At 53.8% G+C, this 16926-nt stretch carries 10 protein-coding genes; 1 reads left to right on the top strand and 9 read right to left on the bottom strand.

What is annotated here, in order from left to right; all coding sequences use genetic code 11:
• Positions 1–236: 236 nt before the first annotated feature.
• The 7 genes from aroB to Q1A69_RS02555 form a co-directional block, all read right to left on the bottom strand.
• On the bottom strand, positions 237–1322 hold the full coding sequence (aroB, locus tag Q1A69_RS02585; RefSeq protein WP_299580658.1) for a 3-dehydroquinate synthase: 1086 nt from the start codon (positions 1320–1322) through the stop codon (positions 237–239).
• Positions 1323–1400: 78 nt separating this feature from the next.
• A complete protein-coding gene (aroK, locus tag Q1A69_RS02580) occupies positions 1401–1922 on the bottom strand; it encodes a shikimate kinase AroK (protein ID WP_299580816.1) in 522 nt (173 codons plus the stop codon).
• A complete protein-coding gene (locus Q1A69_RS02575) occupies positions 1922–4123 on the bottom strand; it encodes a type IV pilus secretin PilQ (protein WP_299580655.1) in 2202 nt (733 codons plus the stop codon). The genes aroK and Q1A69_RS02575 overlap by 1 nt, the downstream gene beginning before the upstream one ends.
• Positions 4123–4653 carry a pilus assembly protein PilP gene (locus tag Q1A69_RS02570; protein ID WP_299580652.1) on the bottom strand — a complete coding sequence of 177 codons (531 nt, stop codon included), beginning with the start codon at positions 4651–4653 and terminating at the stop codon, positions 4123–4125. Before Q1A69_RS02570 ends, Q1A69_RS02575 begins: the two co-directional genes overlap by 1 nt.
• A complete protein-coding gene (locus Q1A69_RS02565; protein WP_299580649.1) occupies positions 4650–5270 on the bottom strand; it encodes a type 4a pilus biogenesis protein PilO in 621 nt (206 codons plus the stop codon). The genes Q1A69_RS02570 and Q1A69_RS02565 overlap by 4 nt, the downstream gene beginning before the upstream one ends.
• A gap of 12 nt (positions 5271–5282) precedes the next feature.
• Positions 5283–5858, bottom strand: a complete 576-nt coding sequence (locus tag Q1A69_RS02560; protein WP_299580646.1) for a PilN domain-containing protein — start codon at positions 5856–5858, stop codon at positions 5283–5285.
• A 1-nt stretch (position 5859) separates the two neighbouring features.
• The gene (locus tag Q1A69_RS02555) at positions 5860–6936 is read right to left on the bottom strand and encodes a pilus assembly protein PilM (protein WP_299580643.1); all 1077 of its coding nucleotides are present in this window, start codon (positions 6934–6936) and stop codon (positions 5860–5862) included.
• Between the two features lie 147 nt (positions 6937–7083).
• Between Q1A69_RS02555 and Q1A69_RS02550 the strand changes: the two genes are divergently transcribed.
• Positions 7084–9750, top strand: coding sequence for a penicillin-binding protein 1A (locus Q1A69_RS02550; protein WP_299580640.1), 2667 nt, complete (start codon positions 7084–7086; stop codon positions 9748–9750).
• Positions 9751–9854: 104 nt separating this feature from the next.
• On the opposite strand, the gene Q1A69_RS02545 is transcribed toward Q1A69_RS02550, so the two are convergent.
• On the bottom strand, positions 9855–10337 hold the full coding sequence (locus Q1A69_RS02545) for a chemotaxis protein CheW (RefSeq protein ID WP_299580637.1): 483 nt from the start codon (positions 10335–10337) through the stop codon (positions 9855–9857).
• A 59-nt stretch (positions 10338–10396) separates the two neighbouring features.
• Positions 10397–16891, bottom strand: a complete 6495-nt coding sequence (locus Q1A69_RS02540) for an Hpt domain-containing protein (protein WP_299580634.1) — start codon at positions 16889–16891, stop codon at positions 10397–10399.
• Between the last annotated feature and the right edge of the window lie 35 nt (positions 16892–16926).

Genomic DNA, 16926 nt, shown 5'->3' with positions numbered 1-16926 from the left:
GGTAAAAGATCCCGAGATAAAAAAAGCCCTCATCTGGGGCTTTTTTATTGTTCTTTTGGCGGTCATCTGGCCCCGCCATTATCTCCGGGGGGCGCGCAATATTACTTTCTCATCACTACATTTTCAATATTTTGCAGTTTTTTTATCTGCCAAACAAAATTAAGACAGACGTATTTCCTATATGAGGGGTTATACGTAACCATCGACTCTAATGACCTGGATTTGCGAAGCCTCTGTCACCTGGCACCACAGTTCCTTAGCGCTTCCATAACTTTTTCCATTGGTGTGTCGTCGACAACTTTTGCATCGCCCAACGCCCTCAGCAAAATGAGACGCAATTTGCCATCGATGACTTTTTTGTCGACCTGCATCACCCGCAAAAAATCATCGACACGCATGTCCTCAGGTGACCGCTGAGGCAGCTGGGCCCTTTGCAACAGATTACACACACGCTCGAGCAGCTCGCTGTCCACACCCCCTTGCAGTCGCGACAACTCCAGCGCCATTACCATACCTGCTGCAACCGCCTCACCGTGTAGCCAGCGTCCGTAGCCTTGCACCGCCTCAATGGCGTGCCCAAAAGTATGACCAAAGTTCAATATGGCACGCCGGCCTCCCTCACGCTCGTCACTGGCGACGACCTCGGCCTTATCCCGGCAGCAGCGATCAACCGCATAAGCCAGGGCCCGCGGGTCTCGTATCAGTAGTGCATCGATATTGGATTCTATCCAGTGGAAAAATGGCGCATCGCAGATCAAGCCGTATTTGATTACCTCGGCAATGCCGGCAGAGAACTCTCGCTCTGGCAGAGTGCCCAGGGTATCCATATCCGCAAGCACCAATCGGGGCTGGTAAAAAGCCCCGATCATATTTTTGCCCAAGGGGTGATTCACGCCAGTCTTTCCCCCCACAGAGGAATCCACTTGAGCGAGAAGGGTGGTGGGCACTTGGATAAAGTCGACGCCCCGCTGGTAACAGGCGGCGGCAAAGCCGCACATATCTCCCACAACTCCTCCACCCAGAGCAATCAGGGTAGTGGATCGGTTGTGGCGCTGCTCCAGTAAGGTGTCAAAAATACGATTGAGCGTTTCCAGGGTTTTAAAAGCCTCCCCGTCAGGTAGCTCAACAACATCAACCTTATCGAAGTCGGAAAGTCCATCGAGGAGCTGGGCCAGATACAGGGGGGCCACAGTCTCATTGGTAACCACACACACCTGGCGTCCACGAATATAGGGCAGCAAGTATTGTGAATCGCCGAGTAGCTTGGACCCGATAACAATGGGGTAACTGCGCTCCCCCAGCTCTACATTGAATGAATGCATGGTGCTCCTCTTCCCACTAACGTCTCTATGCAACGATTTGAGTCAATGAGACGCACTTTAGCACAGTGTATTTAGAGGTTACTGGGAGAGACTTGCCTGTAGGCGTTCTGCGACTAGAGTCGATGCCTGTTTGGGGGTGAGGTGGTCGGTATCGCAGATCACATCCGCCACTTCACGATAGAGAGGGTCCCGCTCCTGCAAAATTTCTTCAATACGCAGGCGTGGATTTGGCACGCGTAAAAGCGGGCGGTTACTGTTCTTGGAAGTGCGCTCTAGCAACTGCTCCACACTGGCCTGCAGATAGACTACATGGCCAAATTTCTGCAGCAGCCTCCTGTTCTCCTCCAACAGAACAATACCACCACCGGTGCCTATTACTTGGCAATCACCCCGGCAGAGATCTTCAAGTACTTCACTCTCCCGGCGGCGAAATCCCACCTCTCCTTCCACATCAAAAATCCAGGGAATATCCGCCCCTGTGCGCTCTTCCAGCACCTTATCGGTATCGGCAAAAGGTAGCTGCAACTGCGCCGCCAGCAACTTGCCGATCGTGGATTTGCCGGCCCCCATGGGGCCGACAAGAAAGATAGAGCGGTTAATCACTTGGCGTAAAAATTCTCATCATCCATTATTCGCGGGGTAATGAACATTAAAAGCTCCCGCTTGTTATCTTCGCGAATGGTTTTTTTGAACAATCTACCAAGATATGGAATATCTCCCAGTAAAGGGACTTTGGATTCAGTTTCAATTGCCACGCTTTCAAAAACCCCACCCAATACTATAGTCTCACCATCACGAACAAGAACTTTCGTCTCTAAGGTATTTACATTAATTGAAGGCACCGCAGCAAAGCTTGACACACTAAACAGTTGGCCAACCGTGTTCTGTTCAATATTTAAAGTCATGATAATATTATTATCGGGTGTGATTTGAGGAAGCACATTAAGTTCCAATACTGCCTCACGGAATGTTACTGCTGCCGCACCGGAGGATGTAGCCTCGAGATATGGAATTTCCACACCAGACTGTATACTTGCCTCTTGCTTATCTCCTGTGACAACTTTGGGCTGAGAGACAATCTCAGCCATTCCCACATCCTCCAAGGCAGATAATTCCAAGCCTAAATAAAAACTCTCTTTCAAAATCGCATAAGCTAGACTTCCAGCCGGTGAACCAACACCCAAATCTACCATCAAAGGTTCATGAAAACTAATAGGTGAAGAGACACTTCCCCCTGATCCGCTCCCAATAACCGTGGAACTATTTTGTCCGCCAGAGCCAATAGCTATCGTATCATCATTAACGTCATGAGTTCCTGTGTAGTTCCATTGCACACCTAGCTCTTTAGAAAAGTCACTATTCGCCGTCACTATACGAGCTTCTATCATGACCTGCCGAATTGGAACATCAATAACCTCAATCAATTCACGAAACTGGGCTATTTTATCCTCTGTATCAGTGAGGATGATTGTATTTGTACGCTCATCTACAATTGCGCTGCCGCGCGGGGATAATATACTGCCTTTATTTGCATCCCGGCTATTACCTCCTGTAAAGCCACCCTGACCAGAACTCCCACTATCCTTACCGGAGAACAATGTGAAAATTTCGCCGGCATCAGCATATCGGACATGTATATATTCAGTACGCAGGGGGGCTAATTCTTGTAACTGCTTCCGAGTCTCCAGCTCTTGCCGCTCCCTTTCAGCGATTTCTGCTGCAGGAGCCACCATAATAACGCTGCCTTCCTGCCGCTTATCTAACCCTTTGGCCTTTAGTATTAATGCCAAGGCCTGATCCCAGGGAACGCCATCAAGGCGTAAGGTAATGCGCCCTTGCACTGTGTCACTAGCTACAAGATTTAAGCCTGTAAAATCCGCAATTACCTGAAGGACAGAGCGAACCTCAATATCCTGAAAATTTAAGGATAGCTTTTTCCCGACAAACTGGAATTCTTTTTCTTTCTCACGAATTTCAGCTTCTGTCAGGGGCTTTACGCTAAGTACATATTCATTATCTGTCTGATAAGCTAGATAGTCATAATCTATATTCGTTGGATCAACAGCAATAACTGTATTGCGACCATCATAATCTACAGTTATTGAATTTACTGGTGTTGCAAAATCCGTCACATCAAGACGTTGACGTAATGATTCTGGAAGATCGGCGCCCAGAAACGTTAAATAAATTTTTCCTTTAGCCCGTTCAACATCAATATTAACTCCTGGATCAGACAGACTGACAATTACCTTGCCTTCCCCATCTTCGCCACGACGAAAATCAACATTCTTTACCGCTATCGAATCTGTCGCATGAAAATCATTATTTCCACCGAAACCCAAGCCAGCACTTTGGGAGTCCTGGCTCCCTGAGTTCCCTACAGTGGCAACAGAAGCAGAGTTTGCTCCAATCTCCATGACTAATTGATTACCCTTGCGCTCAGTAGAGTACACCGGTAATTGGTCCAAATTCACAATTAGGCGAGTGCGATCATCATTAGATACAACTACTGCACTCCTGGCCCCACCTATTCCTAAAGAATACTTCTTTTGGGGCAAGGCGCTTTCAACTCCAGGAAAGTCAATCACAATTCGTGCCGGTTGTTCAATCGTGTAGCCTGTGGGCTCTGGAGCGGCATCGCTAAAAGACAAACGCAATTGCACTCGACTGCCAGGCAGTTCAGAAAACTGTATATCATTTAACTGGTTTACCTGTGCTTGTAAAATCGCCGGCACCATTAGTACCGCAAGCACTACTAACCGAATCGTAGCCAAATTTCTGGCAAGCTTTTTATGAATCATTACCCGTTGTCCTTCTCTTCCAACGCTAATGCGCGTGGCCTCTCAATCCAACTGCCAGTACCATCAGGCACAATTTCTAATACGTCTAGTTGGGCAGCTGTAGCACTAACTACACGCCCATGATTTTTTCCCACATAATTACCAACAGTTATTCTATGAATACCTCCGGCACCATCATCAATCAAAGCCCAAAGCTGCCCTTCACGAGACAAGGTGCCAACCATCGAAAGGGCATCAAAATTATACCTTTCAAGCAGCTCTCGCTGCCGGCTCATATCTGGCGCTATATCTAATTTACGACCAACTAAACGCTGATCGGATGCCAACACAGGGCGTGTAAAGGGGCTTCGCAGCGCTGTTGCGCTATAAACATAAGGGCTATATGGAGTAAAAGTTGGAATAGGCTCAATCTGCCCTTTAGGTCTGCTTTCAATTTCTGCCATCCTTTCATACAAATCAGAATGATCATTCTTTAGGCTGCAGCCCGCCATAGTTATCATGATGGTACAAAGGGAGAAAAACCTAATCACTCTTGATCCTCCTGATCCTTATAGCGATAAGTTTTGGCATTAATAACCATTCCCAAGAGACCAGCGCTATCACGACTGGTTGATATATTAAAATCATGTAAGGTTACAATACGCGGCATACCAGCAATACCACTGATAAAAGATCCAAATTCATGATATCCGCCTTGTACTTGGATACGGATTGGGAGTTCCACATAAAACTCCCCAACTAACTCACTCTCCAGGGCAACCTTTTCAATCGTTAAGCCACTACCGCGACCATACTCATCAATATCTTCAAGCAGTCCAGGAACCTCTGTATCTTTTGGCAGCTGCTTTAATAAAGCACCAAAAGTTTCCTCCATTTCCATCAATTGGACACGATAGGTGTCCAAGTTTGCAGCCTCAAACTGCTTCTTTTCAAACTGAGAAAATAATTCTTGCTCCTTTTTCGCAGCAATTTCTAACCGACCATATAAATCGCCAACCCAGAGGTAATAACCTATCAAAATGATTACTGAGACTATGATGGCAAGGAGAGTAACACGCCCCAGTAAAGGCCAAACCCCTACACGACTAAAATCAATATCATTAATATCAAGTTCTTGAATCTGCTTAAGCGTATCTGCCAATGCCATGCTTATTTCCCTTTAGTTGGCCACGCCTTGGTCTTCATTATTACTTTTACGCCCGCTCATATTCACTGAGAGCTGAAATGCACTGGCCTGCTCACCAAAAGCCGGGCTTGCGGTAACATCATTAAGGTTGGGTGACTCATACCAATCAGACTGATCCAGATTACGCATAAAAGATGAAACGCGATTATTTGACTCTGCAATCCCGGATACGCTTAGGTTGTTACCCTTGCGCTCAAGAGTGGTCAACCAGAGCCCCTCCGGGGTAGCCTGAACCAACTCATCAAAATAACGCACTGCCAGGGGGCGGTTACCCTGAAGCTCCTGAATTACACGCATGCGGTCGATCAATTCCTGACGGCGCTTCTTCAGGTCCTGAATTTCCCGCACTTGCTTATTCAAAGCATTAATTTTGACTTGTAGCATTTGATTGCGTTCATCTTGAAGGGCGACTTGCCCATCTACAGTCTTGATCCACAAAAATACTGCAACGGCCGCAGCAATAACCACCAGAGCCAGTACTTGCTGGAACTCTTTTTGTTTCTGCGCACGATATTCCTGGCGCCACGGGAGTAGGTTAATCTTGGCCATATCAGTACTCCTTCTCCCGCATGGCGAGCCCTGCCGCAATCATCAGACCAGGAGCCTCTTTAGTCAGCGCCTTCTGATTCACTCGTGAGGACGAGCCCATTTCAAAGAATGGATTGGCGACCACAGTGGGTTTACCTAGTTTTTCTCCAACCAAGTCAGACAAGCCTTCCATCGCGGCAACACCACCGCTGAGCAATATGTAATCCACATCGCTATACGAGGTCGATGAATAAAAGAATTGCAGCGCACGGGTCACTTGCTGAATAACCGCATCCCGAAATGGTTCCAAAACCTCGGCATAGTAGTCGTCGGGTAATCCGCTGCCACCCTGATGCTTGGCCAGGGTAGCCTCCTCGGCTGAGAGACCATAGCGCCGCTGAATCTCGTCTGTCAGCTGGCGTCCACCGAAGAGCTGCTCACGGGTATAAACCGTCTTACCATCGACGAGCACCGACAGGGCGCTCATAGTCGCACCGATATCCACTACCGCAACCACCAACTGCTCTTGAGGGGGAAACTGATCCTCAAGCAGGGTGTAAGTGCGCTCAATGGCATAGGCTTCCACATCGACCACTCCCGTCTCCAGCTCGGCCTCTGTTAGGGCGGAAACCCGCTGTTCGATGTTCTCGCTGCGGCAGGCCGCAAGCAGTACTTCGACCTGGTCCTCCCCTTTGTCGGACGGCCCCTGCACTTCAAAGTCAAGACTGACTTCCTCAAGGGGATAGGGAATGTATTGATCGGCCTCCAGTGCTATACGCGCTTCCAGATCCTCTTCGGAAAGATCTGCGGGCATGTCCAAGGTCTTGGTGATTACTGCCGAGCCTGATACGGCCACAGCGGCCCGGCGCAGACGGGTTTTGGAGCGGCGCACCACCTTGCGGATCGCCTCCGCTGTGGCGCCGACATCATTGATGTTTTTGTCCACCACTGCGTTCGGCGGCAGGGGTTCCACGGCGTAACTTTCGACTCGATATTTATCGCCATTGCGACTTAGCTCCAGCAACTTGACTGCGGTCGAGCTAATATCGAGTCCCAACATGGCCTTCGGGCCTTTATCCAAAAAAGGGAAAATCCCCATTTTTCTTATCTTTTCCGTGGGTTATGAAAGTTTGATGTTATAGCACTTTAAATTACCGCTTCAACCGGCATTTGCATAGGTAATAGCGCACAATATTCGTATAATTATTCACCGAATCACTCAGATGAAGTACACAGAAGCAGTTTCATGACCGTAAAAGCTCGAAATCGTCTATTAGCACTGCTCTGGCTCAGTCTCGCCGGAGCAGCCGGCGCAGCCATGGTTTTCGCCAGCATCTATCTCTTCCTGAAGCCGGGACTGCCCTCCGTCGAGAGCCTGCGCGATATTCGCCTGCAGACGCCACTGCGGGTTTACTCACAGGATATGAAACTGATCGGTGAGTTCGGTGAGAAGCGGCGCAACCCCATTACTATCGAGCAGACCCCAGAGCCGTTTATCAAGGCGATTCTCGCGGCTGAAGACGCGAGCTTCTACTCCCACAACGGGGTATCGATCCGGGGCCTGATGCGGGCGGCCTCGCAATTGGTGCAAACCGGTTCGATCCAGTCGGGTGGCAGCACACTAACCATGCAGGTTGCACGCAACTTTTTCCTGAGTCGTGAGCAGCGCTTCATTCGCAAATTCAACGAGATTCTCTTATCGCTGCAGATTGAACGCGAGCTCAGTAAAGACGAGATTTTGCAGCTCTATATCAACAAAATTTTCCTCGGTAACCGCGCCTATGGTTTCCAGGCCGCCGCTCATGTCTACTACGGTCGAGACATCAAGGATCTCAGCTTGGCACAGTGGGCCATGATGGCCGGCCTGCCAAAGGCACCCTCCACGTTCAATCCTATCGCCAACCCCACCCGAGCGCTTGTGCGCCGTAACTGGATCCTGAAGCGCATGCTGGATCTAGGTTATATCGACCAGGATGAATACAAGCACTCTATGACCGCCCCGGTAACCGCCAGCTACCACAGCCGCGACCTGGACCTAGACGCCCCCTACATTGCGGAAATGGCTCGTAAAGAAGCTGTAGAGCTATTTGGCGACAGTGCCTATACCGACGGCTATCAGGTGATCACCACGGTTAACAGCCGCCTCCAGGATGAGGCGCGCAAGGCGCTCCAAAACGGTCTCGAGACCTACGATGCCCGCCACGGTTACCGCGGCCCGGAACAGCGCCTACCGCCAGAGTTACTGCACGACAGCGACCAATTAGTCGACCTTCTCCATGAAATTCCCGTGCTTGGCGGCTTGGAGCCCGGTGTCGTTACCGCCGTGGAGCCAAAGCTTTTACAGGTACAACTTCGCAACCGTCAGGTTGTGGAAATCCCTTGGGAGAACGGTCTGGATTCTATTCGCCCATATGTTTCTGAGAGCGCCCGGGGCCCGCGCTTGCAGTCCGCGGACAAAATGTTTGCGCCCGGCGATGTGGTGCGCCTGCGCCGTATCGAAATCTCCCATACCGAAGTTGTTGGCAGTCCGGATTCTGCCCCGGAAACCAATCCAGTAGAGGACGCCTCCCAGCCCGATCCATTTGCAGAACCGAAAGAACAGGTTGCCACCCCTCAGGAACCCCAAGTCACCGAAGAGTGGGAACTGGCCCAGGTACCCTCCGCCCAGGGCGCCCTGGTTTCCATCGACCCCAAAGATGGGGCCATTCGCGCTCTGGTCGGCGGTTACGACTTCCGCCAAAGTCACTTTAACCGGGTGACTCAGGCCGCCCGCCAGCCGGGTTCTAGCTTCAAGCCGTTTATCTATGCCTCGGCCATTGAGCGCGGCTATACCGCCGCGAGTATGATCAACGATGCGCCGATTATCTTCGAGGAAACCAACCTGCAGGATGTGTGGCGCCCGGAGAATGATGGCGGTACTTTCCTCGGCCCAACCCGCTTGCGCATGGCCTTATACAAGTCTCGCAACATGGTCTCCATTCGCTTGCTACAGGCCCTTGGGCTCGACTACGCCCTGGGTTTTGTCGAGGGTTTCGGCTTTGACCGCAGCAAGCTAGCCCGCAACCTGACCATTGCTCTGGGCAGCTCCGCCCTCACACCGCTGGATATGGTGCGTGGATATGCCGCCTTCGCCAATGGTGGTTACCGGGTAGAACCCTACTTGGTGGACCGGGTTTTAGACGTGAACGGTGAGATCCTCTACCAGGCCCTGCCCCTCACAGTCTGTAACGATTGCCCGGAGCCCGGCAGTGAACCCGAGGGGGGGCATGAAGAACCGGTGGACCTGTCAGCCCTGCAACAGGAGGAGGGGGGGCCGGACCAGGGCAGTGAACCCGCCGACCTGCAAGAGCTTCCTGTCGGTCCCCTGGACCCGTCCAAGTCCCAGGCGCGCCCCCTTGCACCACGTGCCATGTCCCCAGAGACGGCTTACATCATGGATTCCATCCTGAAAGACGTCATTAAGAAAGGCACCGGCCGCCGCGCTCGCGCCATGAAACGCGGTGATATTGCCGGTAAAACCGGAACCACCAACGGACCCCGCGATGCCTGGTTCTCTGGCTACAGCCCCTACTTAGCCACCAGTGCCTGGGTAGGCTTCGACTCTTATGGGGAGCTGGGCAAAAATGAGTACGGCGGCTCTGCAGCACTGCCAATCTGGGTTGAATTTATGACCGAAGCCCTGGAGGGGTTGCCGGAGCGCCACCTGCCCCAGCCCGACGGTATAGTGACCGTGCGCATTAACCCTAAGAACGGCTTGCGCACCTCCTACGGGGGCATGTTTGAGATTTTCCGCACTAACCGGGTGCCCGGCCGTGAGGTCTACAACCCCTATCGCTCCCGTTATACGGACGAGGATAGGGATATGCCCGGCCGGGAACAGCGGAGCGAGCCCCCGCCGGAAGAGCTGTTTTAAGCCGTGCAATAACCCTTCGAAGAGGGCGAAGCTACAAATAAGAAAAGGGGCCTCTGGCCCCTTTTCGTTTATCCATCTTTTACGCGCAATAACCCAGAGATGTGCTAACCGGGCTCCCGATACCTGAGACAAGTCCTCTCCAACCCCTGCAGATCGGGGATAACCGCCGCCTCACCAGAGAGTGCCACATGCATCAACTCCCCTGGGTTTAGGTTATGCTCGCGCAGGGCCAACTCCTCAGGTGTCACCCGCACTAGGCGCGGTGTGCCCTGCAGCACAAGGGCAAAATAGGGCAGGTCACCATCGGGATTACCGGTACTGAGTACAGCAATACGACCGTCCTCAGAGATGCCGTCCAGCGCTTCACCACGCATCACATCAAAAGACAAAAGCGGCAGCCGCTGCTCACGCCAGACGAGGTCTCCGAGGTACCATTCGGGGGCATCATGTACCGATATAGGTACCTGCATGGCGATCACCTCGGAAAGGGTCTCTACCGGCACCAGCATCTGCCCCTGTTGCAGAGGTAATAGCAAGCTACTCACCTCCTGTGGAACATCTATCGACAGTGCTTCAACTTCACTCATCGCCTATCTCTTGTCTGTAATCTTTCATCCGATACACCGGCCCACTTCAGGCACCTACTTCAGCCGCCAACTGCAGTGGCTCCGGCGTATTCGCGAATTGCTTCGAGCAAAACATCTTCCTGATAGGGCTTGCCCAGGTAGTGATTAACCCCCAGAGACATAGCGTGCTCGCGGTGCTTGCTCCCAGTTCTCGAAGTAATCATCACAATGGGGATATCCCGTAAACGGCTACTGGAACGGATATGACGCGCCACCTCGAAACCGTCCATACGCGGCATCTCAATATCCAGCAGGATCAGATCCGGAACTTTATCCTGCAGCTGAATCACCGCATCCTGACCATCCTTCGCTGTGCTCACCAGGTATCCCTCACGCTCCAGGAAGCGCGTAGTCACCTTGCGCACCGTTACCGAATCGTCCACTACCATAACGGTTTGCTGCCGCTCTTCGGGCTCCGGCTGCGGCTCTGTTTGCAACTGTAGCTGCGCGATATCCGGACGCGCCAACTGGGTTGCCTGGCGGCGCAGTAAGGCGTGGGCATCCAGAATGACTACTACGCTGCCATCACCCGTCACTGTAGCGCCCGATACACCCTGCACTCCGGCAAACTGTGGCCCCAGGCTCTTCACCACGATTTCACGACTGCCGCGTATAGCATCCACCTGCAGTGCCATGGCGTGTCCCTCGGAGCGCACCAACAGCACCGGCAGCTGCATATCGTCGACACTGAGTTTCGGCTGGGCACCGGATTTCAACAAAGTGCCAAAATAGTTCACCTCATAGAACTCACCGGCGTATTCGAAACGCGCCTCACTGGAACGGTAGTAATGCTCGAGCTCAAAAGGACTGAGGCGCACAATACCTTCGATCGTGTTAAGCGGCAGCGCAAACAGGTCATCACCAATCTTCACCATCAGGGCGCGGTTAACCGATACCGTGAACGGCAGGCGTACTACAAACTCAGTTCCAGCGCCCGCCTCGGAATTGATATGAACACTACCGCCGATCTGCTTGAGTTCGGCGGAGACCACATCCATACCCACACCGCGACCGGAGATCTGGGTCACTTTCTCAGCAGTGGTGAATCCCGCCTGCAGGATAAACTGCAAAATTTCGCTGTTGGATAGCTCCGCATCGGGACGCATCAGGCCGTTTTCTACCGCCTTTTCACGCACACGGATTAAATTCACACCCGCGCCGTCATCGCGGATAGTCAGCACCACCTCGCTGCCCTCACGCGCCAGGGCCACGTCGATACGCCCACGCTCGGCCTTGCCGGCCGTGAGACGCTCGTCGGGCATTTCAATACCGTGGTCCACCGCATTGCGCAGCATATGCTCCAGTGGCGCCACCATGCGTTCGAGCATGGATCTGTCCAGTTCGCCCTCCACGTTGGAGAACACCAACTCCACCTGCTTGCCCAGCTCCGCACTTACCTGGCGTACGATGCGACGCAATCTGGGTACCAAGCGCGAGAAGGGCACCATGCGACTGCGCATCAGGCCTTCCTGCAGCTCGGTGTTTACGCGAGATTGCTGCAGCAGCAGTGTTTCGGTATCGCGCGCCTTGTTATCCAGTGTGGAGCGCAGCTCCATCAAGTCAGACGTGGACTCCAGCAGGGAACGGGACAGCTGCTGAATGGAGGAGTAGCGGTCCATTTCCAGTGGATCAAAGTCCCCGTCCTGCTCTGCCAACTGCTCCTGACGGAACAGAATCTGAGCCTCGGTTTCCCGATCCAGGCGGCGCAACTGCTCATTGAGACGCAATAGCGTCGAATCCATCTCATCGAGAGCCAGACCAAACTCACTCATCTGCTCTTCGAGACGACCGCGGGAGATAGCGGTCTCACCAGCGAGGTTCACCAGTTCTTCCAGCAGCTCCGCGGCGACGCGAACCATTTCCTGCGGCTGGTTTCTGGGGGGCGCGGCCATTTCACTTTTCGCCCCTTCTGGCTTGCGGATAAATGGCAGGATATTGCCGGCTTCCGGCAAATTTGTCGTTTCTGGCAGGGAATCAGTGGGTTCTGTCGGCAGCTCCGTCACGGAGCTTTCGGCCTCAACGGAAGGCAACGCACCCTGCTCGTTAACTGCATGCTGGACTTCGTCAGAGGGGGCCGCAGGCAGTGCAGCAGCACTTGTGGATTCGACTTGCGGCAACTCATTACCACCGACTTCAGCCGTGCGATTAATAACTACATGGCTATCCGCCCAGTCTGTGTTGACTAACTGGAGGAAAGCTTCCAGCTGTTCCCCAGCCATCCATGCCTGCACGGTTTCCACGCCATCGGCAATTCGATCGTGGGTCAAATGTGCATCGACAAAAAACTGCGCTGAAGGTCTAACAATATCGCGCATGCCTTCAATCGCAGTTTCAAAACGGTGTGCGACTTCCCCGAGCCCCATTAAGCCGGCCATACGTGCACCGCCTTTAAAGGTGTGCAGCACCCGCTTGAGCGCCTCGGCTTGCTGAATATTTTCCGGTGCTTCCTCCCAACCCTGGATCAACTCCTCCAGCTCGTCGATAAGGTCGCCAGCTTCCTCCATAAAGACATCGACCACATCGGGATCGATGTCCGCCAGCAGAAGCTGCTGCTGAGCAGCAACATCCTGTGAATCCTGCTCAGACGTTACAGCTTCGCGAGTCTCTAAGGAGGTGCACTCCACATCCGTCGCGATGGATTCTGTGCTGAGCGGTGCTTGCACAATATGTTCAGCGGTATCTTCAACAACCGGCTCTGCCGATTCAAACAATGCGTCGTATAAGTCATCCAGGACGGGCTCGAGTACATTTTGCGCGGATACCTCTGCCTCTGCCTCTGCCTCTGCCTCTGCCTCTGCCACAGGAATATCGGCACTTTCGCCCTTGATGGGCAACGCGAGTTCCCGTTCAGCTTCGGCTAGGGTTTCAGGGACAGGCTCAAATATTTCCGCCAAATCGCGGGCAGCGTCTTGTACTGGAGCTGGAAGCTCACCGCTGGAATCCGGGTCTCCATCGGCATCTACTGGATCGAGTGCCTGTGCCTCTATGCCCAGTTCGCTCAGGTCGTAGTCTTCCTCGGACGCCTCTTCGCTCGCTTCGCCCTCGGCCAGGTAGCGCAATGCTTCCTCTACGGCTTCACTTACCTCCGGCAAATCCTGAGCGGCGGCAACGGCATCCACCAGATCCAACAGCTCATTGTGCCCCTGCTCCAGGGAAGCCCATAAAGCGGGCTCCTCCTCAAGCTGGCCCGTCAATACTTTGCGGTAAACATCCAGTAATAGTTGCGCCAGCTCCGCCAGAGTCGGTAACTGCGCACGACTGGCGGCTTCCTGCAGCACCTGGAGCTCTTCAGCAACTTCACTGACCTGGGATTTATCGGACGGGTTTACCCGCCACCGGTTCAGCATCTGGTCCGCATCCAGTAGGACACGCATACCATCCGCCATCAGTACGGCGAGGAGCTGAGGATCCACCGCCCTGGGCTCATTCGCCTCGCGCTCACGGATCAAGTGCCCAACGGAACGCTCCTGCAGCTCTGTAACACGAGCGAGGAATTGTTCGGCTCGCTCCACCACAAGTGGCTCTGCCGCGCGAATCTGTGCCAATACTTGGCGCACATAGCTGGCGCTATCGCCGATCAGTTCGAAGATATCCGCATCAATTGGCACCTGGTATATGCGCAGCTCTTTGGCAAAGCGTTCCAGAGGTGCCATCATCTCGGCAACCACCTTGACCTCTGCCATATGCGCGGAACCCTTCAGGGTGTGCAGTGCCCGGTGCAGAGGGTCGCTAGGCACACCGTAAACCGGGGCTTCGGCGCGCATATCCGCAAGGAAGTCATCGACAACCCCCAAATGGGTTTCAGCTTCCTGAGCAAATATTTCCCACAGCTGTACCCGATCATCGCTGCTATCTTCTTCGGCAAAATCTGGCTCGGGTATCGCATTCGTATCCTGGGCCTCCAGTTCAGCGGGGATATGCCCCTGACTGAGCTGCTCCGCCCAGGCCTGTAGCTGCAGGGTAAGCGACTTGTCCGGATCACCCTGACGAAGACGAAACGCCTCGATCATTGAGGGCAGCTTCTGATAAACCCCATCGATCAGGTTCACGTGGGCACGCTGGGGCTTAATGCTGTCGTCGATCACCCGGTTCAGCATATTTTCCACAGCCCAGGCCAGCTCGCCGATATCCAGGGCTTCCACCATTCGGCCGGAGCCCTTTAGGGTATGGAAGCCGCGGCGGAACTCCACCAAAGCGTCGGTGTTATCAAAGTTTGCCGCCCACTCTGGGAAGTAATTGCCGATATGGGTGAGTACCTCACTGGCCTCTTCGAGGAAAATCTCGATGATCTCATCATCGATCAGACTCTCGCTGTCCTCGACAAGCTCCTGCTCGGTTTCGGCAGTTTCTGTGGCGGAGCCAACCCCCTCATCACTCGGTACCTCAATACTGGGCAGGGTATCGCTGCTCTCAACCACTGGTACATCCGGGGCATGTTCCGTTGCGCTTGCAGATGGGGTCTCGGGGGGAGTTTCGGCTTCAGTGGTCTCTTCCTCTGGGAGGAACCAGCTGTGCTCCTCTTCACCGGGCTCTTCTCCACTGTCGGTTACTGCAGCGGGGTCACTTTCCCCAGCCAAAACCTCAGTCGATCGCAACTCTTCACCGCGCGTATCCAGGGCCGTGTCACTACCCGTATGATCGCGGGGAAGCGGCTCAGCCACTGACAAAGTATCGCTCAGCGCCTCGGTCTCTAGAGCCTTGGCTATTGGTGGAACTTGCTCTTCCTGGGTTTCCGGCAAGGTGTCCGCAGACTTTATAAACTCCGGATCAATCAGTTCGAAAGCTTCGCTATCATCTTCGACCGAAGCGGTTGCGGTGGTGACTTTCGTTTCTTCTTCAAGTGGAGTTTCGGGTTCCACTTCATTGAAGGTGATACCCAGATTGGCGACACTATCCTCGGCCAGAGCCAGAAGCATTTCGGTATCGTCCAGTCCCTCGACCCGACGCTCCAAGTAGTATTCGACACTTGTAATGGCGTCGGCCAGGGTATCGAGCATGTGCCACTCTGGCTGCTCTGTGCGCTCAATAAGAGAGGCGCCGATATATTGGTTACAGGCGGCAATGATTTTACTTGCGCGCTGATAACCGACCATATCCAGGCCGCCGCAAACTTCCTGTAAGCGCTGGGGCACTCGACTCAGATAACTGATATCCCAGTGGCTGGCCACATACTCCATGACCGCTTCTTTCACCGCCTCCAGACCCAGGCGCGCCTCGCGCAGGACCGAGTCTGTGGCATCACCCATCATCGGCTGTTCGTCATCGCCGCGCTTGTTGCGATCGACAGTGGCCGCCAGGGCTGAGTCGAGTTGCACCAGCTCACCGGCGGCACGCATCAGGTACTCCTCAACGTCGGTACCACGGGAGGCGTCGCGCAGGTATTCATAGATACCGCGAGCGCGAGTTCGCGGCGCCTCGAGTCCGAGTACGCCGAGGGTATCTGCAACGCGCTTGGCCACGGCTGCAGTTTCACTCAAGGGCGGCCGCTCCGTGGAAGCGCCACTGGGCTCCAGTGCTTCACGCACCAGTTGCAATTCCTCACGCAGGGCAGTGATTGCGGTTCCCAGGGCCTCAGGACCCATCGCCAGCACATCTTCGGTGTCAGGTCTGGGTGTACCGGGAACCGCCTTATCCAGGGCGAAGCGCTGATAGAGATCCCCACAGCGCGTGCCGTTCGGGCCAGCCAGGTAGACATAAAACAGCAGGTTGCACAGGAAACCAGTATCCAGCTCGGCACCCAACAGACTGGCACCGCGACCCTGCAACAGGCGGAATTCCACATCGATTCTGCGCAACAGGTGACGCAATGCCGGCTGCACATTAATACGGTGCTCGCCGAGCGCCTCCAAAACACCCAGTAGTACTACCCACAGGGATTGACGAACGCTGCCGCTATAGAGCAACTGCAGCTTTTCGACGATTTTCACTAGGTAGGAGAGGCTCTCGCCGCTATTTACATCGCGGATAAGCCCCGCTGCCGCGACGTGATACATCTTGCGCAACTTGCCGACCAGTTCCTGCAGACGTGTATTGTCCGCCGTCAATGGCTGGCGCTTGCCGATTATACGGCCCAGCGTGGAGAGGTCTGGGGAAAAGAGTGCGCCTTCGGTGACCAGGCGCTCGCGACGTACAGCGCGCAAATCGTTGAGAAGGGGTAATAACAGCACCGCGTTATCCCGGCGCTGGAACGACACTTTCTCCAGGTAGAGAGGCAGCTCCAACAAAGCCCGCATCAGGAATTCGCGCGTTTCATCGGTATTTTCAACCGAGCCGCCGGCAAGTGACTGGAGCAATTGCTCCATTTCTTCAGCCAGCATTGCTGCGCCGTCGAGCTGCGCCATATGCAGGCTGCCGTGTACTTGGTGCACCAGTGACAGGCTGTTTTGCAGCAGCGTTGTCCCCGCTTCCGGATTCGTAGCGAAAGTCTCGAGAAACTGGCGCGCCTGCGCCAGGGTCTCGTTAATTTCGCCTATCAGCCAATCCAGGGCCATGAAGTTCGGATTGTCGTGACTCACGCCAAGTCCCCAATATTTCATTCTCTATGCAGGCG

The organism is uncultured Microbulbifer sp., assembly GCF_947498635.1.
In the GTDB taxonomy this organism is placed as follows: domain Bacteria; phylum Pseudomonadota; class Gammaproteobacteria; order Pseudomonadales; family Cellvibrionaceae; genus Microbulbifer; species Microbulbifer echini.
The sequence above is the reverse complement of the archived record's forward strand: the minus strand, read 5'-3'. Positions and strand labels throughout refer to the sequence as shown.

Bases quoted from the DNA above. Each gene is read 5' to 3' on its own strand.
- Q1A69_RS02560 (WP_299580646.1), bottom strand. From the start codon at position 5,858: ATGGCCAAGATTAACCTACTCCCGTGGCGCCAGGAATATCGTGCGCAG.
- Q1A69_RS02555 (WP_299580643.1), bottom strand. From the start codon at position 6,936: ATGGGGATTTTCCCTTTTTTGGATAAAGGCCCGAAGGCCATGTTGGGA.
- Q1A69_RS02550 (WP_299580640.1), top strand. From the start codon at position 7,084: ATGACCGTAAAAGCTCGAAATCGTCTATTAGCACTGCTCTGGCTCAGT.
- Q1A69_RS02565 (WP_299580649.1), bottom strand. From the start codon at position 5,270: ATGGCATTGGCAGATACGCTTAAGCAGATTCAAGAACTTGATATTAAT.
- Q1A69_RS02545 (WP_299580637.1), bottom strand. From the start codon at position 10,337: ATGAGTGAAGTTGAAGCACTGTCGATAGATGTTCCACAGGAGGTGAGT.
- Q1A69_RS02575 (WP_299580655.1), bottom strand. From the start codon at position 4,123: ATGATTCATAAAAAGCTTGCCAGAAATTTGGCTACGATTCGGTTAGTA.
- aroB (WP_299580658.1), bottom strand. From the start codon at position 1,322: ATGCATTCATTCAATGTAGAGCTGGGGGAGCGCAGTTACCCCATTGTT.